This window comes from Psychrobacter sp. 1Y6, from assembly GCF_052258385.2.
In the GTDB taxonomy this organism is placed as follows: domain Bacteria; phylum Pseudomonadota; class Gammaproteobacteria; order Pseudomonadales; family Moraxellaceae; genus Psychrobacter.
Genome location: NZ_JBQQEW020000001.1, coordinates 3,017,763 through 3,035,025 on the forward strand (window position 1 = coordinate 3,017,763; position 17,263 = coordinate 3,035,025).

Sequence of the window (17,263 nt, forward strand, 5' to 3'; positions counted from 1 at the left end):
TAACTTTTACCCATATTGAGCAACGATATATCCTTAGGAGATCATTATGAAAACTCTATCATTTTCAACATTAAAAACGGTAGCGACTGGCAGCATAGTCGCAGCTTTATTGGCAGTGACCACAGGCTGTGTGACTGCGCCTAGCGGCTACAATGGCTATGACGACCTTTACGAGCATACTCATAAGGACAATAAAGGTCATAAAAAACACAAAGACAAAAAGAACGATAAAAACAGCTATGTCTCCGTTGTCGAGCAACGAGCTGCTAGTAAAGTCCGTAGTATGGGATATCGTGTCAAAGACGTCAAATATAAAAACGGTGATCGTAAGATTAAGATAAAGGCTGAACGCGGACGCGACGATTACAAAATCGAGCTAGGCTATCCAAGCTACAACGTGATTAAACTCAAAAAAGATTAATCGATCATTAAGGTCTGATATTCACTATTTATACTCAGTTGAAAAATGAAAAACTTTACAACCAAATAAGTCATCAAGTGGCTTATTTGGTTTTTTTATAGAACGCTTTACATTCCATAAGCTGATATTTTTCTATATAAAACTAAAAATCCAAGACTTTTATCACATCATAAGCTGGTGTTTCATAGGGGTGCGCTTCTTTTAACGCGGTAATGGTAGCATCAATAAATGCTTCATCCACTACCATTTCCACTCGCCACTCATCGACCGTTTCTAAACTATCCTGTGTACCGATATGCGGGTTACTGCCTGATAATGGCATAAACTGACCGACCCCTCGTACCTGCCAACAGCATTGCTCATAGTTTCCAATCTTCCCAGCGCCAGCAGTAAACAGAGCAGATTTCACTTGGTCTAACGCTGCATCAGGAATAAAAACAGTCAACTTATACATAGGCTTATCTCATAGAATGGTTTTGAATTTCAATATGCTAGTTCTTAGATAAGGAAGGATGCTCGGTCCATATATAACGTAGTAGCCAGTCTTTGGCATCACCTGCATAATCAATACCAATACGTGGGCGTAGTGATACAGGTGGCTGGCAGCCATCATCTTCTATCCAAACGTCTGATGATGGCGAAATAGGTTTGCCATATAAATCGCGATCAATTTGCAAGCGTTTGGTCAATTTGCCAGGGCCTGCAAACTGCTTAGGATGAGTAAACTGCTTATCTAGACTGAGTTGTTGCTCTTCGATCAGACGGTCACTATCATCGGTCAAAAACCCAGCGCGAATCAATACCGATTCAGGCGACTCTACAGAGCCGCTAATCAAATTTAGCATATGATGCACGCCATAGGTCAAATATACATAGAACACACCACCTTGCTCATACATAATCTCTGTGCGCGCCGTTCGAGTACCTGCATGTGAATGACACGCAGGATCATCTTGACCAATATAGGCCTCGGTCTCAGAGATACGCATACGTAGCGTTTTTTGCTGTCCGTCACTATCTGTCAGCTGTCGACATAAGACCTTACCAATCAGGTCAGCAGCGACTACACAGGTCGGACGAGTGAACCAGTCAGGCTCCAAAACAGTTGATGAGGCAGTAGACATTAGCGAAACCTTTTCTTATTTTTATGGTCTAATCAATATGAGTAAGCACTAATAAATTAGCATAAAAGTAAGATAAGGTATCGAAGACAGTGTTGGCGCTATGTTTGATTTTTTATACAATCTAAACTATACGCCTGTACCTAAAGAGGGATACTGGTTGATAAATAGATAGAAGTTGCAGTCTTTTATAACTGGTTCCATTATGGCAGTCTATTTTAAGTAGTCTGTTAATAGGTTCTTGGGGTGAAATAACTGGTTTCGTTGGGGTATACCATTTGTATGTACTGATCTGGATAAGGTTTGCATATTTAGTCCAGCAGCTGAGTTTGAACCTAGCATTCATGGCAGTAAAGCTTTGGGGAGAATTAAATGATTTATTTTCGAGATAATGAGTCTTGGGTTCAATTTGGTCAGCAAAGATTGGATGACCCTAACATAGTTGTTATAGACTTAATGGGCTGTGAGAGTAAAGAAGATTTCACTTTGACAATAGGGAAGGTATTGTACGGATCTTACAGCCTTAAGCTAGTTACAGGTAAAAGCCTAGGTGCGCTTACAGATGTAGTATCAGATTATCTGATTGAAAACTGGTTAAAATGGAAAGAAGTTTACATTATTGGATGGAAATACTTTACTGATAAATATCCTATTTTTTCGCAATATATGTTGTCTTCTTTTGTGAATTCCTACATTAAAAGTCTTTCAGGGGAATTGCAACTAGTTGAATGGGGAGAAAGAAATTTTCAAGATTTGTACCTTTTAGAAGCATTGACCGACGCAAGACCAAAATTTTTTTTGGTATTGAATTAACATATGAACTTTTTAATAGGTAAAAACACTAGGTAGCCAGCAATTCAAATACGATAGAATATGTATGCTAAGTACACCGTCATTATCTTAACAATTTAACCTATTGGCATATATAGCTTACAGCCGAAGGTTCAAGTCCTCACTAGAGTACCATTATGAATATAATGACATAAAAAAACTGAGCACATGGCTCAGTCTTTTATTTTATGTTCAGTATCAGATACTTATTTTAATGGCACACCAATACGGTCAGCCACTTCTTCATAAGCTTCAATCACATCGCCTAATGATTGACGGAAACGGTCTTTATCAAGTTTCTTCTTAGTGTTCTTATCCCAGATACGGCAGCCATCTGGTGAGAACTCGTCACCTAATACAATACGGTCGTGGAATATGCCAAACTCTAGTTTAAAATCAACTAAGATTAAATCACCCGCATCAAACAATGCCTTTAATACATCGTTGACTTGATAGGTTAGCTCTTCCATCTTAGCCAATTGCTCTTTGGTCGCCCAACCAAGAGACACAGAAAGTGATTCGTTGACCATCGGATCACCTAGCGCATCATCTTTATAAAACAGCTCATAAGTTGGCGGCGTCAATGCCTGACCTTCTTCTAAACCTAAACGACGCACCAAACTACCAGCTGCAAAGTTACGCACCACGCACTCTACAGGAATCATGTCCAAGCGTTTAACCAACACTTCGTCATCAGACAATTGCTTCTCGAAATGTGTTTCGATACCAGCATCAGACAATTTTTGCATGATAAAGGCATTAAAGCGGTTATTAACCACACCTTTACGTGCTAATTGTTCGATACGCTTACCATCAAGCGCTGAGGTATCATCACGGAAGTGCAAAATCAGAAGATCATTGTCTTCTGTTTCATAGACAGATTTGGCTTTACCTTTATACAGCAGTTGTTGCTTTTGCATTATGGGGGTTCCTGTTCGTTCAAGCTTATGTGGTAAAAACGCGCAGCTACCGCTGACTGATGTAAGATACATGGTTTGCGGCTATAATAAAAAACGCAAAAGTCAGCGATATAGATAAGGGAATAAGTTTAGTTCGAAGTGTTGCTAACAGCACGCTGAGGCTTTGGTAGCTGATACTGATTGCCTGACTCATTTTGTAGTTGGAGCGTGTTTGCCCCAGCATTAGGTGTTGAATACAAAGGTACAAAGGGTGCCGTTTCTTGGGCGGCAGGTAGCTCTATCGGTGCAAGCTTTTTGCTTTGCTGATAATCTAAGCTACCGTTGTCACGTTTACCAAGCAAGTTTTTGGTCGCTTGACAGCCGCTCAACACCAAAGTGCTACCCAAAACCAAGGTCAGCATTGCTGGAAATAATTTTTTCGTTGATGATGCTGTCTTTGATGTTACTGTCATCATGTTGTCTCTCTGAGTTAGCAGTTATTGCTCATGTAGGCGATTGACTTATCATGATAAGTTGACCTGCTATTAGCTCGAATATCAATTATCGAACTAGCAACAAATCTAAAATCGCCGAATATCAATTGGCTAAATATCAATTTATCGTATGTTTGCTCGAACCAATGCTTCATCGATAGTCGCATGATGCTGCTCGGCGAGCCAAACCAATGGCAAACGGATACCTTTATCGATAATGCCCATTTTATGCAAGGCGTACTTCGCTGGAATAGGGCTTGATTCGATAAATAGGTCGCGATGCAGATGCTTGACCACGTCATGGATTTTACCAGCCGCTTCAAAGTCACCACGTAAACCCGCAGAAAAAGTCTCACTCATGGCTTTTGGCGCCACGTTAGCAGTGACTGAGATATTGCCTTTGCCGCCTACTTTCATTAGATCGAGTGCAGTGCCGTCATCACCAGATAGCACAACCATTCTGTCACCAACGGCTTTGATCAATTGCTCACCGCGACCGACAGATCCTGTCGCATCTTTGATAGCAACGATATTATCGATGTCACACAAACGCTCGACCGTGTCTTGAGCGATATCAACCACTGTACGTCCAGGCACGTTATACAGCATTTGCGGTATATTTACGGCTTTGGCAATGGCTTGATAATGCTGGAATAAGCCTTCTTGTGGCGGCTTATTGTAGTAAGGAGCAACGAGCAACGCACAGTCTGCACCTGCATCGGCAGCATCCTGAGTCAGCTTGATGGCTTCCATCGTGTTGTTGGCACCAGTACCCGCGATGACCGGTACACGACCTTTAACATGCTGGACAAAATAGCGAATGACATCGCTATGCTCTTGCATAGATAGGGTCGCTGATTCGCCAGTAGTACCAACAGCCACAAGGCAGTGTGTGCCCTGCTCGATCTGCCAATCTATGAGATCTGCGAGACGTTTATAATCGACCTTACCGTCAGGGTGCATGGGCGTTACCAAAGCTACCATTGAGCCTTGTAGTCGGGTTTTGATCTCGTCGTATGCTGTGCTCATAACCGTGCCTTACTGTATTATCCTAGCTTTTATTAAAGCTGTCACATGATAGGTCGTTTGCAAGTGGCCATTGCTTTGTGTGCGTTGATAAACGCTGATGGCGTAACTTACTTGATGTTAATGCTGCGTCTCTACTTACTATAATAGCGTTTGTATCATAGATGATTATATCTACGATATCAGTATCGTGATGGCAATCTACCAAGAGTAAAGGCCTGCTTACTAACCGATAGAAATATAATAATAAGAGTGCTCGTTAGTGTAGCATATTTTGATTTGACCGCTATCAATCAATTGGCAGTCAGCCCATAAATTTAGTACCAAAAAATGGGCATTATTTTTCGCTTAAATTTATAGAACTTGAACTAAAACCTTGTAGATGAATAGTTACATCATTAAAGGAACAGTTTAGCGCAATCAATGTACGCTGATAAGTCTCTTATGTAATATTAACGAATCGTCAACACATCGATAGTAGGTCGATAGAATCGAAAAGGCAACCCTCTCGTACCGATGCCGCTACTAACAAATATCTGTGCACTTGCATGTTGATATAAGCCGCGCTGCTTACCCATGCGACTGTTATATAGCAATGCTGATTGCTCACTACTACGTCGAATATCGTTTTGTTTTTGAGCAAGCAGGATATTTTTTTGAATAGCCTTTGCAGCGCCTGTTATCAATAAAGGACGTGGTTGTAAAGATTTTGGCAGATCACTGATACTATCAAATCGTGATGCTAAGATAATCACTGGACTGGTGGCATTGGCAATCTCTGTTCCAAGCATTGCTTTATCAGTCGCCTCTGACGTTTCGATATCTGTAGACTGCTTGGGTACATCTTGCCAGCCACAAAGCACCGCTACTAATGGATTTGTATTCGGATTTTCTTGCTCAACACTGTCTTGATTATGAGTTTGATTAGTCGACTGATTGACGACTGACTGCTTATTTGTTGCTCTTGCACACTTGAGTGGCAGCGACGTACATTGCTGACCGATATAGTTAATATCGAGTACATCAAAAGTACTGGCCAACGTATCTTCTAATAGTGGCTGACCTTGTTTGGTCGTATTCATAGATTGATAACGCAAGTCCGAGGTACTCATGACTGTATAAACAGGTTTATTCACCCCTTTAAATAGCATTAACTGGCCTACTAAATCTGCACTTGGATAATATAGCCAGTCGCCAGTAATCAGTACGGCATCTGCTGATAAGGCGTTGATAGTAGAGACCAGCTTGCGAATATGACGCGGCTTACCACCGTATATTCCTATACGCAAATCTGCCAATACGGCGACTTTGAGCGGTGTAGACAAGTCTAAGTCAATAGAATGATGCTCTAGTCGCAAGCGGTTGGGTTGTACAATGACAGTATAAAAGTATAAGCCCATCATCAATATTGCCATCAGTACGGCAGGTAATGATAGCTGCGCTAACATCGGTATCAGGTTCTGTGACCAAACCATGATAAGCAATATCGCCCAAACAGGCATTGTGTAAGCGGCATAATACAATGCGAGCTTCACCCAAATGCGCATAAAGCGCTTGGTAGGATTGGCATTAAACGTTTGTAGCCCTGACCACAGTGCAATGTACGCTAGCAGTGCTGCTGACGTCGTTGTAATAAGCGTATGTAGAGCGGGGTCAGTCATAATTACCTAGCGGTTGCATAATGGTACGAGCCTACTAAGCGACTCGGCCCACCTTAGAGCCTATTGATCGATCAATAACTCATTTAACGAATGGATTGCTGTTGAGGTCTTACTCTTAGCTGTTTGATAAAAAACCAAACATTATAGAGGTCGACCTCCATGATAGACAAGCACAATTATTGACGTGCGCGCTGCCTTTATACTCTGCACCGTAATCTGAGTTACATTATTAGCCACATTAACAGTCACGCTTTAATCATGACACCTACTCAATACGCAGACCAATAATAGCAGGAATGCCTTGGCGTATAACTTCTATAGTGACCACGCCTTTTTTAGGAAGAGATGAGATAGCACCTGAAAAGTCTGCTACTGTTTCGATCGGCTTTTGATGAAAGTTAGTGATGACATCACCTGCCAAAATCCCTGAGCGCGCGGCCAATCCAGTAGGATCAACTGTAGTAACCAATATGCCAGTTTTGTTATCGACAGCAATTTCTGCTTGTTCATCTGCCGTCAAATCGCGTAAACGCAAGCCCAACTGTACATCATCATTTTGCTCATCACCGCTCTGTGCTCTTACATCATTAGGCGCATAAGCGAGCTTACCGTTAATCACCATCTGCTTACCGTTACGCTGAATCCGTGCACGGAAGGGATCGCTTGGACGCGCTCGATTGAGCAAGTTCAGCAAATCAGATGCCTCCATGATTTGTACGTCATTGTATTGCAAAATGATGTCACCAGGTCTTAGGCCTGATTTTTGTGCTGGTGAATCTGGTGATACGCGAGTCAGTAAGGCACCTTGAGGGCGCTCTAAATTATAAGCCTCGGCCAGATTGCGATCGATATCTTGTGGATAGATTCCTAGATATGCACGCGCCACTTCACCGTCGTTTTTTAGCTGCTCATAAATGTCCATGGCAGCGTCAATAGGGATAGAGAATGACAGTCCCATATAACCGCCAGTACCACTAAAAATACGCGAATTGATTCCAATCACTTCGCCGCGCTGGTTAAATAGTGGTCCGCCAGAGTTACCAGGGTTTAGTGCCACATCCGTTTGGATAAATGGCACACTGGTCTCACGCGAGAAGCTACGCGACTTGGCACTGACAATACCAGCAGAGGCTGAATAGTCAAAACCAAACGGCGAACCGATTGCTAATACTGGCTCCCCTACTTTTAGACCACTGGAGTCGCCGATAGGCAGGGCTGGAAATTGACTGCCCTCAACTTTTAGCACAGCCACATCTGAGCGCTCGTCACTACCAACCAAAATTGCATCAAGCTCGGTTCTATCATTGAGCGTCACAGTGATTTTGTCCGCACCTGCGATGACATGATGGTTGGTCAGCATATATCCATTGGAGGTAATAAAAAAGGCCGTACCATAAGCATGTTCAATCGCTGGCGTCGCGACTCGATCCGGTATACGCAGACGATCACCAAAGAACTGACGCAACACTTCAGCAGTCTGAGCCTTAGCAAGCTCAGCTTCACTAATCGTTTTGGTGACATTGACGCGTGCCACTGCTGGCGTGACTTGTTGCACCAAACCAGAAAAATCAGCCGTAGTGACTGCAGCCTGCCCACTGTTTATCGTCGTGACATTGATACTAGCAAACATAGCGGTACTAATAGCGAATGCCAGCGCACTACGTTGTAACCAGCGCTGCATATCGGCAGTGGTCTGTCCTTTGAACATATTGATAGGCATTTTGTGTCCTCCATATGAGTAATCGCTGCTATTAACAGCCACGTTATGATTGTCAGCGATAGCGACTACACCAAGCGGCATGCCCCTATTCGTTACTATTTGGTAAAATTATATTCTTTTATCTATTTATCTTGTCTATTTATGCTACGCAGCACTTTTATTCGAGCTTCCTGTCATACCTATTTAGCAGTTACTTTACGCTTATTTTTATCACTACTCACTATTTGAATATTTATAGAGCGCTTGTCTTTAGAAGGTGGTTAATAGTGTAGAACATGATTAATAGTGTCTTATAAAAATAAACCATGTCAGCAATCAGTATATGACATTTCATGACGCTAACACTATTATCCTGTGCACGACGTGCATGCCCCACGCAGCTACTGTATGATAAATAAAAACTTAAAGTATGATGCTAATGCCTTTTGCATAGTGCAGGATAACCCAAGGCAGCGTTATTTCATATGGGCTTCGTATACTTTTATGGCCGTGAGATAGCTTTTTAGCAGGTACGGCTTACATCAGCTCGAAATAAAATCATGGTATGATGTCAAACCAAATATTTTACTAAACAAACAAAAGTTAGCTTGTATATGAGGCTGTTTATTGCAGGCTTATAAACTGGCTATCATCACTCTTGTTTTCCATCTTTTGCATTTCTAGCGTATTGTGATTTATCTAGAAACGCTTTTGTCTTTGCTACTTTATAGTAGTTATATCATATCTAGCTTATGTTGTGATTCATGATGGCTATCAGTGCGATAGCTTGGCTACAACAAAAACGGATAACAACTTATTGTTAAATAAACGGTAGCGACTATCTTATAACAGCTATCGATAGATATAAAATATGACAAGATTATAAAAGGATTAATTTATGGATACCGCCCTTTTGCTATCCGGCGTGGTTGGGATTGGCATTGCCGCCCAATGGTTGGCTTGGTATTTAAAGCAACCATCCATTTTATTTTTATTACTGATTGGTATTATCGTCGGGCCAGTGCTGGGTGTATTTGACCCAGATCTGGTATTGGGCGAGCTGATGTTTCCTTTCATCTCTTTGGGCGTAGCGATTATCCTATTTGAAGGATCGCTAACGCTAGAGTTCGATGAGATTAAGCAACATGGTACCGTGGTACAGATGCTGGTATCGGTCGGTGTACTGATTACCATTGCTATCGTGGCCCTATCGACTTATTTACTATTTGATGTCGATCCATTGATTGCTCTACTCTTCGGTGCGCTAGTCTGTGTGACTGGTCCAACGGTCATTATGCCACTGCTGCGTAGTGTACGCCCTAACAAAACCATTTCCAACATCTTGAAGTGGGAAGGTATTATCATTGACCCCATCGGCGCTATCGCTGTGGTATTGGTCTATGAGTACATTATCTCAGGCGGCGAAGCCAGTAGTATTCTACTGTTTGCTAAGATTGTCGTATTGGCGACTGCAATGGGTATGGCGGGCGCTTGGTTACTTGCGTTCCTTATGCGTCGTCATATGATTCCTGAGTTTTTGCGTAATGTGTTTACTCTAGCATTTGTACTGGTCTTATTTTCAATATCGAATCACCTAGAGCATGAGTCAGGTCTATTGACCGTCACAGTACTGGGCGTGGCATTGGCGAACTGGCCAAAATTCCCCCGTGAGACGATTTTAGAGTTCAATGAGTCGTTGACCATTCTGCTGATTTCAGTGCTGTTCATTATTCTGGCGGCGCGTGTAGAGTTGGCAAGCTTGCTCAGCGTTGGTTTTGCAGGGCTAGTGCTGCTCGCTATCGTGATGTTTGTGGCACGTCCACTATCAGTCTGGGCATCGGCTATCGGCTCGAACCTTAAGACCAATGAAAAGCTGATGATTAGCTGGATTGGCCCACGTGGTATCGTTGCCGCTGCTATCTCATCCCTGTTTGCGATTCGTTTGCAAGAGTATGATATTCAGGGCGTAGAGCTACTTGTACCTCTGGTATTTATGGTCATCATTGGTACGGTCATGATTCAGGGTCTAGGTGCAAAAGTCGTCGGCAATTTACTTGGCGTACGTGAGCCTGAGACCAACGGTATTCTCATCGTCGGCTCAAACCCAATTGCGTTATTGATTGCTACCTCTCTCAAAGACCAAGGCTTTGATGTCATCGTTGCGCACAATAACTACACCAATATTGCACGCGCACGCATGAGCGGTCTGCGTACTTACTTTGGCAACCCTATCTCTGATCACGCAGATCATCATCTAGATCTAATCGGTATTGGTCGCTTGTTTGCGATGAGTATGGACAAAGAAATGAATACATTGTCCGAGATTCACTATCGTCATGAATTTGGTGAGCGTAAGCTATACCGTCTTAAATTCAGTGATGAGAAAGTCAAAAGCGAGCGTGATGACAAGCAATCGAACTTCCATTCACAGTGGTTGTTTGGCAAAGATGTAACCTATACCAAGCTTGCCAGTATGCTGTCCAAAAAAGCTCGAATTAAGATTACCAACATCACGGATAGCTATAGCTTTGAGCAATATAAAGCGGATAATAAGCAATTCGTACCGCTATATACGGTAGATAAAGAAGGCAAACTGCACGTCATCACCGATAATTTTGATGGTACTGTTCCTCGTGACCGTAAGCTTATATCGCTAGTGGTAGACGATGAAGTACAGCCGAAGCCAGTCGATGTAACGCCTAAGCAAGAGCAGGCTCGCATGGCAGCTGATGCTAACTTTGAGTCTAACTCAAAAGCCCCTGAAAAGCGCAAAGAGCAGGAGCCTAGCCCTGATGACAGTCAGACAGCAGCGCCAGAGTCTTCGGTAGATAGTGACAAAAATGATGAGCAAAACACTGCTAATCAGTCATCAACTACTCAAAGCAGTAGCACCGAGACTAAGTCACCTTCTAGCACTACTGTAGAGAAAAGTGAGCCAGTAGAAGAGCCAAAAACATCTGCTACTAATGTGGATAATAAAGGCGTCATGTCTGCAAATTCGACAGCGACTTCGAAGACCAAAACTTCTACGAACAGTAATGGCAATGGCAGTGCGCCTAAAAACAAAAAAGGCGCGCTTGATCCAAATCGTCTACCTGACTCTGCTCAGGATAGCGACGCCTCTATCGCTACTACTGAGGATGTAAAAGTAGATAAAATAGATGACAAATAACGTGCGTAGTTATCTGCTTTATTGATTTAAAGATAAAATATTTACCTTAACAAAAAGCCCCAGCAATGTGCTGGGGCTTTTTATTGGTGCTAACTGACTGTCTAACTAGCTGACTGGCTATCGATACATCTAACTGCCTTATAAATCTATAAACCTACTTAGCAAAACCTAATTATTTGATATCGAATCTGTCCATAACTGTCTGCCATATACGTGCACTCACATCATCCGTACTGCCCGATGCATCAATACGCTGTATACGCTCAGGATACTCGCTCGCAAGCTGGCTAAAACCAGTATGTACCCAAGTAAAAAACTCGGTAGCCTGCTGCTCAAAACGATCTGCCGCACTGCGCTTATTGGCACGTTTCATACCCTCTGCTACTGGCAAATCCAACCACAACGTCAGCTCAGGAAGCTGCGTCACAAATTGATTAATGAGCATATCAATTTTGCCGCGTACCAACTCGTCGCCATACGCACGCCCAAAGCCCTGATACGCGATAGTAGAATCGGTAAACCTGTCACATATCACCCAAGTACCATTTTGAAGCGCTGGTAGAATGACCTGCTGCATATGATCACAGCGCGCCGCAAACAATAGTAGCAGCTCAGTATCGTCTTCGATATCAGTCGCCGGATCTAATAATATATCACGCAATTGCTCGGCAAATGGGCTGCCACCCGGCTCACGAGTACGTAGATACGAGATGCCATTAGCTTCTAAGCGCAAGCATAACTGTTCAATCGCGGTAGTTTTGCCTACGCCTTCGGTTCCTTCAAAACTAATAAAGCGGCCTAAAGTAGGTGCCGCCTCCGTATTTGAAGCACTTGATTCAGGTAGATTCGATGATGGTGTATTGGTATGTGACGGTGTTACGCTGGTGTGCATAGATACTGACATGATATGACCTTATGTCATTGATGAGCGCTACCTCTACTTTGTAGCACTCAATAAACGATAAGTTTTTTAAGAAGATTGAGAAGGAGTATTACTGCGGCGGCGTTTGAGATTTTTTCTCACGCATGACACTGAGATAGTCTTTTACCGCTTGATTGTGCTCAGCCAAGCTGTTGGTAAATTTGTGCCCGCCATTGCCCGTTGCCACAAAATACAACGCTTCACTATCGGCAGGATGTAAGGTCGCTTCGATAGAGGCCGCCGATGGTAGCGCAATTGGCGTTGGCGGTAAACCATCAATTTGGTAGGTGTTGTAAGATGTTTTTTCATTGATGTCTTTGCGGCGGATATTGCCATCATAACGACTGCCCATACCATAGATAATGGTCGGGTCCGTCTGCATACGCATGTTTTTATTTAAGCGATTTCTAAATACGGCAGAGACTAAAGGACGTTCATCAGCAACGCTGGTCTCTTTTTCGATAATAGACGCCATCACTAACGCTTCATATGGACTCTTATAAGGCAGATTCGGCGCACGATTTTCCCACGCATCAGTCAGTACCTGCTGCTGACGCTTATACAGGTCAGTCAATACTTTTTTATCGCTGGTTCCTTCACCGTAATAATAAGTATCAGGCGCGAACCAACCTTCAAGATTATAGTTAACAATCGGGTCACTGCTATTAGCCACACTATCTGGCAGTACACCCGTCAAATCTAGTGCTTGTGCAATACTCGCATTGTCACTATCTGCGGTCAGTACTTCTTTTTCGATTTTGTCATTATCACGCAGCGCTTGATAAAGGTCTTTAGATGTCTTACCTTCGATGATTTGCACTTTGACCATGGCCGCTTTTGCACCTTGACCTAGTATCTGTAGCGCCTCAGCGATAGTCGGGTTTTCGGGTAATTGATACGTACCAGCATGCAACGGCGCATCGACTTGCGATTTGATATACAGCTTGGCCACGCCTGCCGAAAACAGCGGAATCTGCTGCTGCCACTGCGGTAGTAGACCATAATACGTCTGACCTGGCTCAATCGTGACCATTTGCTGTGGCTGCTCGATACGACCAAACAACGTCTGATAAACCATGACTAAGAAAAATGCAGCAATTAGCCCTAGCACTAGCAGCACTTGATAGCCACGTTGCATAAAAAACGATGGGTTGTTGACTTTATATTGACGCGGTTTACTGTTACCACTGATGAGCGAGACGTTGGTTGCTGGCGTTGCTGATGTGTCTTCCACCTCATCTACCACTGGTTGCGCGTCCGGCAGCGTGGTATCGACACGCTCCTCGACTGTGCCATCTTGTTTGTTTGACGGCGACTCATTGGGACGTTCAGGTGGTATATTGGGTGTAGGCTTGCTCATGGCAACTCGCGAGGCAGATGTTTGCTAGAATTTAGCACTGAACCGTGCGATTTTCAATGGTATTTGCTTAGCTTATGAATTATCTTGCTATTGATAGCCGTTTATATGGCTTAATACTTAAGCGTTTTTTTCAGTATTCTCAGCTTATCTATTAATAATAAAAATATCTTATGAACCTACATTTTAACCAAAGTCTTGCTAAAAACTATCACTCTGAACCTCAAAAAGTTCGTGTACTCAGCGAAGCATGGGTAAAAGAAAATAGTTACTGCACCAATTGTAGCGCCCAATCGCTTGCTGAGTTTGCTAATAACAAACCTGTCGCTGATTTTTATTGCGAAAATTGTAATGAGCAATATGAGCTAAAAAGTAAAAAAGCCAAGTTAAGCAATATTGTCAATGATGGCGCTTATAAGACGATGATTGAGCGTATCAATAGTAAGAACAATCCCAGCTTTTTCTTTTTAACCTACTCAAAAGAATACACCGTCAATAATTTTCTGATTATTCCTAAGCATTTCTTTACACCCGATATTATTGTTAAGCGTAAACCCTTATCAGTGAATGCCAAACGAGCAGGTTGGGTTGGTTGCAATATTGACTTACGCCAAGTACCCGAATCGGGCAAAGTATTTTTGGTCAAAGACCAACAAGTTATACCGCGTGAAAATGTCACCCAACATTTCCAAAAGACTTTATTTTTACGCAAGCAATCTATGGCTTCACGCGGTTGGACACTCGATATCTGGCAATGTATCGACCGACTCGATGACAGTTTTTCTCTCAATCAAGTCTATGCTTTTGCTGATGAGTTGCAGCTCAAACATCCTGAAAACAACCATGTAAAAGATAAAATCCGCCAGCAATTACAAGTATTACGAGATAAAGGCATTATTGAATTTATAAGCCGTGGTTATTATCGAAAATTATACTAGTCGCTTCTCGTTGTAGTGCTTAGGTTTTGGCTGTCTTTTTTTGTCACGGTACACATCGGCAATCAGCTCACCTCTATCATCCCATAGTGGTAATCGCGCAGTAGCCACAAGGCGCTGATGAAACTTATGTGCTGGATACTCCCAATCAATTTCATCATTGATTTTGAAAAAATGCTCTTCACGATAGTCAATATAAGCATGCAATCGATTACGCACATAGCGATTCCACTGCCATAACAGCTGTACCGAGTTGCGTGCAGGTTTGGTGAAAGGAATTAGATTAACCGTCAATGCACACATCACCAATTCATCATTAGCAATAACATCGATACCCTGCTCAATGACTTCTTCTCGCGTATGCGCATACTCAAACATACCTCCAAAAGCCACAAACCTTTTAAGGTCTTTTAAATATATGACACCAAAAGCCAATTGAGTATAAGGCGACAAATGCACGATTTTATTAGGCTTAGCTTTGGCCAATCTACAAATTTCATCGAACACCATCAAACGTCTGATTTGTATTGGAACCCTTACCTTTTCATATATTAAACGCATGCGATATTGTCCTTTTAACCATGTCTATTGAAAAAGGATCATTGATCGATTTGCTTTATGGCACAAGTCTGCGTAACAAAAGACGATCACTTCTTTTGAGGGCTTTTGCTAATCTACTTGTATAAATGACTGAAGTGATATATGAGAATCGAGTGTGAATATAATAAGAAAAGATAAAAAGGCAGCACAAACCTTTCAAGTTGAAATTGTCGAAACATTAAGCACTATCGTGGATGTTGTCGCTGAAGATGAGCAAAGTGCCCTTTTAAAAGCGCAAAAAATGTATAGAAATGAGCAAGTGGTTTTATATCCAGATGATTTTATTGATACCCAATTCAATATCTTTCAATAACAACTAGGCAGATTCAAAATCCACAACATCACCTGACAACAACGTCAGACTGCTCATTGGCATGATACCGCGCAGTGCATTGCAAAAGAAGAGGTGCGTTAATTTAGGCAAATCCTCATCTTGTAGCGACCTGATTATGACTGGATATTGCGTCGTCGATAGTGCATCTATAATTACCTGACGCATGACGCCCGCGACGCCCGATTGAGCCATAGAAGGGGTGTACCACTGACCGGTGGTTAGGTAATCTTCATTATCTTTATGAATACTAGAGGTAGTTTTGGATTCTGATAGCGACTCTTCTGCCAATTGGTAGAAAACATTACTCATCGTACCCTCAACCCACTGCCCACTCATATCGCGTAGCAGTCCTTCACCAAGTGTTGAAGCAAGATTTGATGCCAATGGCTCAGCTTTTATCCGCTGTAGTTCACCACTAGCGAGGACATTGTCTAAACGATTAAGGCTCTTGAGACCTGCCAACGGTGGCGGTAAGCAAGCAATCTGAGAAGACAAACATATTGCCGAAGCATAAGGTTGGATAGGTACCAAGTTTCCATCAGGCAAAGACAGTTGTAGCGCAGTAGAAACTCTCATTGCGGTAGCCTTTAGCCATATCTCACAGTCGCTACCATTTGCATTAGGTGTATAACCATAACCGCGTACATTCTGCGCAGCGCGAGTAACTACTAGCTTGAGCATACCTTGCTCTAACTGCTGGGCATACAGTTGCAGTACTGCTAATAGCTCTTCGCTATTCATGTTTAGCTGCAAGGCTTCAGCATGAGAGACAAGCCGCTGATAATGATAATCTGACCACAGTATCAACCCATCGATGACACCCATAGTGGTAAAGAAGCCGTCAGCGTATGCCAGCCCGCGATTATCTAAAGATATGGTTACCGTTTGGCTGGTTGCCCTATCATCTTCGGTCACACTATTGTCTTCGATCAAACTACTATCTTCGGTCACCCTATCGCCTTGTGGGTACAGACACACCCAACCGTTTGGCACTGACGTCGTATCGGTCATGACTTAGCTATTGTCTGTTTGAGCAGCGGCTTTATTGATAACTAGCATGCAACTGTAGAACTCACATTTTGCTAGCTCTATCTTTTGTCCACCGACGATTCTATTTTTGATGATTTGACTATTGAGCATATCAGCAACCATTTTTCCGCCATCATCACCCATCAATTGACGCGATAACTGATAGGCTTTTTTGGCGTGGTTTTGGCTCAGCTCTTTTTCTTTATCTGTGTCAGTAGGATTGGCATAGTACCAGCCAAGCTCTAGATATTTTTCAGAGTCGATAATATCTAGATAAGGCGCGTCCGTTTTCATAAAGCGATATTTTGCCGCTGGATTACTGGCATAGTCCAAGCTGTTTTCGTCAGTGCTCATCACTTCGCCAAACACCGATTTTATACTATCTAACTCATCTACAGCGAGCGACTCAACCTTATCCGTACCCCATGCTGCAACATCATATCTCACTGGCGTGCCTTGCTGAGCAGTGGCGCCATCTAGGTCAGGATTGTTTGCGCTGTCCTGTACTGGCTCATTCGTCGTTGCCTGCTCAGTGGTCTCAGCATCTGGATTTGGAGCATCTTCTTTGGTGCTGTCACAGCCACTGAGCGTCACACCAACTGCCATTATCGTACCGACTAGAAGGGTCTGTAGGTTAGGATTCCACATGGATAATTTACTCACACTTTTAGATTGATCTCGAAATAGTATTAACGAGCTGGCAGGAACGCCGCTGATAACGAATAGTTTTCAATAAAGAGCATATTTCACAAATATTATAAT

17 protein-coding genes are annotated in these 17,263 nt (G+C 42.8%); 5 read left to right on the forward strand and 12 right to left on the reverse strand.

The features are described 5' to 3' along the window. The first annotated feature begins 46 nt into the window (after positions 1–46). Positions 47–421 carry a hypothetical protein gene (locus ACTXGF_RS26300; RefSeq protein ID WP_443533251.1) on the forward strand — a complete coding sequence of 125 codons (375 nt, stop codon included), beginning with the start codon at positions 47–49 and terminating at the stop codon, positions 419–421. A 142-nt stretch (positions 422–563) separates the two neighbouring features. Here ACTXGF_RS26300 and cutA read toward each other — a convergent pair whose 3' ends face one another. After that, the gene (cutA, locus tag ACTXGF_RS26305) at positions 564–875 is read right to left on the reverse strand and encodes a YqfO family protein (protein WP_443533250.1); all 312 of its coding nucleotides are present in this window, start codon (positions 873–875) and stop codon (positions 564–566) included. Positions 876–912: 37 nt separating this feature from the next. Then, positions 913–1,545 (reverse strand): DNA-3-methyladenine glycosylase, encoded by a 633-nt coding sequence (locus ACTXGF_RS26310; RefSeq protein WP_443533248.1) that lies wholly within the window; start codon positions 1,543–1,545, stop codon positions 913–915. A 369-nt stretch (positions 1,546–1,914) separates the two neighbouring features. Between ACTXGF_RS26310 and ACTXGF_RS26315 the strand changes: the two genes are divergently transcribed. Continuing rightward, the gene (locus tag ACTXGF_RS26315) at positions 1,915–2,355 is read left to right on the forward strand and encodes a hypothetical protein (RefSeq protein ID WP_443533246.1); all 441 of its coding nucleotides are present in this window, start codon (positions 1,915–1,917) and stop codon (positions 2,353–2,355) included. A 224-nt stretch (positions 2,356–2,579) separates the two neighbouring features. Here the strand turns inward: ACTXGF_RS26315 and purC are convergent, their stop codons facing one another. From purC to ACTXGF_RS26340, 5 genes are all read right to left on the reverse strand, one after another. Then, positions 2,580–3,293 (reverse strand): phosphoribosylaminoimidazolesuccinocarboxamide synthase, encoded by a 714-nt coding sequence (purC, locus tag ACTXGF_RS26320; protein WP_443533244.1) that lies wholly within the window; start codon positions 3,291–3,293, stop codon positions 2,580–2,582. A 128-nt stretch (positions 3,294–3,421) separates the two neighbouring features. Then, positions 3,422–3,748: a hypothetical protein gene (locus tag ACTXGF_RS26325; protein ID WP_296135154.1), complete on the reverse strand. Its 327-nt coding sequence runs from the start codon at positions 3,746–3,748 to the stop codon at positions 3,422–3,424. A 141-nt stretch (positions 3,749–3,889) separates the two neighbouring features. Then, on the reverse strand, positions 3,890–4,795 hold the full coding sequence (gene dapA, locus ACTXGF_RS26330) for a 4-hydroxy-tetrahydrodipicolinate synthase (RefSeq protein WP_165598142.1): 906 nt from the start codon (positions 4,793–4,795) through the stop codon (positions 3,890–3,892). Positions 4,796–5,244: 449 nt separating this feature from the next. Further along, positions 5,245–6,453 (reverse strand): hypothetical protein, encoded by a 1,209-nt coding sequence (locus tag ACTXGF_RS26335; protein ID WP_443533242.1) that lies wholly within the window; start codon positions 6,451–6,453, stop codon positions 5,245–5,247. A 265-nt stretch (positions 6,454–6,718) separates the two neighbouring features. Next, complete coding sequence (locus ACTXGF_RS26340) at positions 6,719–8,173, reverse strand: Do family serine endopeptidase (protein ID WP_443533609.1); 1,455 nt, start codon at positions 8,171–8,173, stop codon at positions 6,719–6,721. Between the two features lie 877 nt (positions 8,174–9,050). On the opposite strand from ACTXGF_RS26340, the gene ACTXGF_RS26345 reads away from it, so the two are divergent. Next, entirely contained in the window at positions 9,051–11,324 is a 2,274-nt protein-coding gene (locus tag ACTXGF_RS26345; RefSeq protein WP_443533241.1) for a cation:proton antiporter, read from the forward strand. Positions 11,325–11,496: 172 nt separating this feature from the next. Here the strand turns inward: ACTXGF_RS26345 and tmk are convergent, their stop codons facing one another. Further along, a complete protein-coding gene (gene tmk, locus ACTXGF_RS26350) occupies positions 11,497–12,228 on the reverse strand; it encodes a dTMP kinase (RefSeq protein WP_443533239.1) in 732 nt (243 codons plus the stop codon). Between the two features lie 88 nt (positions 12,229–12,316). Continuing rightward, positions 12,317–13,606 (reverse strand): endolytic transglycosylase MltG, encoded by a 1,290-nt coding sequence (gene mltG, locus ACTXGF_RS26355; protein WP_201573014.1) that lies wholly within the window; start codon positions 13,604–13,606, stop codon positions 12,317–12,319. Between the two features lie 170 nt (positions 13,607–13,776). Here mltG and ACTXGF_RS26360 point away from each other — a divergent pair, with 170 nt between their 5' ends. Next, positions 13,777–14,541, forward strand: coding sequence for a DpnI domain-containing protein (locus tag ACTXGF_RS26360; protein ID WP_443533237.1), 765 nt, complete (start codon positions 13,777–13,779; stop codon positions 14,539–14,541). Here ACTXGF_RS26360 and ACTXGF_RS26365 read toward each other — a convergent pair. Further along, the gene (locus tag ACTXGF_RS26365) at positions 14,533–15,099 is read right to left on the reverse strand and encodes a hypothetical protein (protein ID WP_443533235.1); all 567 of its coding nucleotides are present in this window, start codon (positions 15,097–15,099) and stop codon (positions 14,533–14,535) included. The genes ACTXGF_RS26360 and ACTXGF_RS26365 overlap by 9 nt on opposite strands. Before the next feature lie 154 nt (positions 15,100–15,253). Here ACTXGF_RS26365 and ACTXGF_RS26370 point away from each other — a divergent pair, with 154 nt between their 5' ends. Beyond that, a complete protein-coding gene (locus tag ACTXGF_RS26370) occupies positions 15,254–15,451 on the forward strand; it encodes a DpnD/PcfM family protein (protein WP_443533233.1) in 198 nt (65 codons plus the stop codon). A gap of 3 nt (positions 15,452–15,454) precedes the next feature. Here the strand turns inward: ACTXGF_RS26370 and ACTXGF_RS26375 are convergent, their stop codons facing one another. Both ACTXGF_RS26375 and ACTXGF_RS26380 read right to left on the reverse strand, forming a co-directional pair. Continuing rightward, positions 15,455–16,483 (reverse strand): aminotransferase class IV, encoded by a 1,029-nt coding sequence (locus ACTXGF_RS26375; protein WP_443533232.1) that lies wholly within the window; start codon positions 16,481–16,483, stop codon positions 15,455–15,457. Between the two features lie 3 nt (positions 16,484–16,486). Further along, positions 16,487–17,149: a hypothetical protein gene (locus ACTXGF_RS26380; RefSeq protein WP_165598150.1), complete on the reverse strand. Its 663-nt coding sequence runs from the start codon at positions 17,147–17,149 to the stop codon at positions 16,487–16,489. Positions 17,150–17,263: the final 114 nt, after the last annotated feature.

Excerpts from the sequence above, each read along its gene's own strand:
- purC (WP_443533244.1), bottom strand. The coding sequence starts at position 3,293 with ATGCAAAAGCAACAACTGCTGTATAAAGGTAAAGCCAAATCTGTCTAT.
- ACTXGF_RS26325 (WP_296135154.1), bottom strand. The coding sequence starts at position 3,748 with ATGATGACAGTAACATCAAAGACAGCATCATCAACGAAAAAATTATTT.
- ACTXGF_RS26345 (WP_443533241.1), top strand. The coding sequence starts at position 9,051 with ATGGATACCGCCCTTTTGCTATCCGGCGTGGTTGGGATTGGCATTGCC.
- ACTXGF_RS26375 (WP_443533232.1), bottom strand. The coding sequence starts at position 16,483 with ATGACCGATACGACGTCAGTGCCAAACGGTTGGGTGTGTCTGTACCCA.
- ACTXGF_RS26315 (WP_443533246.1), top strand. The coding sequence starts at position 1,915 with ATGATTTATTTTCGAGATAATGAGTCTTGGGTTCAATTTGGTCAGCAA.
- ACTXGF_RS26335 (WP_443533242.1), bottom strand. The coding sequence starts at position 6,453 with ATGACTGACCCCGCTCTACATACGCTTATTACAACGACGTCAGCAGCA.
- mltG (WP_201573014.1), bottom strand. The coding sequence starts at position 13,606 with ATGAGCAAGCCTACACCCAATATACCACCTGAACGTCCCAATGAGTCG.
- ACTXGF_RS26380 (WP_165598150.1), bottom strand. The coding sequence starts at position 17,149 with ATGTGGAATCCTAACCTACAGACCCTTCTAGTCGGTACGATAATGGCA.
- ACTXGF_RS26300 (WP_443533251.1), top strand. The coding sequence starts at position 47 with ATGAAAACTCTATCATTTTCAACATTAAAAACGGTAGCGACTGGCAGC.
- tmk (WP_443533239.1), bottom strand. The coding sequence starts at position 12,228 with ATGTCAGTATCTATGCACACCAGCGTAACACCGTCACATACCAATACA.
- dapA (WP_165598142.1), bottom strand. The coding sequence starts at position 4,795 with ATGAGCACAGCATACGACGAGATCAAAACCCGACTACAAGGCTCAATG.
- ACTXGF_RS26365 (WP_443533235.1), bottom strand. The coding sequence starts at position 15,099 with ATGCGTTTAATATATGAAAAGGTAAGGGTTCCAATACAAATCAGACGT.
- ACTXGF_RS26340 (WP_443533609.1), bottom strand. The coding sequence starts at position 8,173 with ATGCCTATCAATATGTTCAAAGGACAGACCACTGCCGATATGCAGCGC.
- cutA (WP_443533250.1), bottom strand. The coding sequence starts at position 875 with ATGTATAAGTTGACTGTTTTTATTCCTGATGCAGCGTTAGACCAAGTG.
- ACTXGF_RS26360 (WP_443533237.1), top strand. The coding sequence starts at position 13,777 with ATGAACCTACATTTTAACCAAAGTCTTGCTAAAAACTATCACTCTGAA.
- ACTXGF_RS26310 (WP_443533248.1), bottom strand. The coding sequence starts at position 1,545 with ATGTCTACTGCCTCATCAACTGTTTTGGAGCCTGACTGGTTCACTCGT.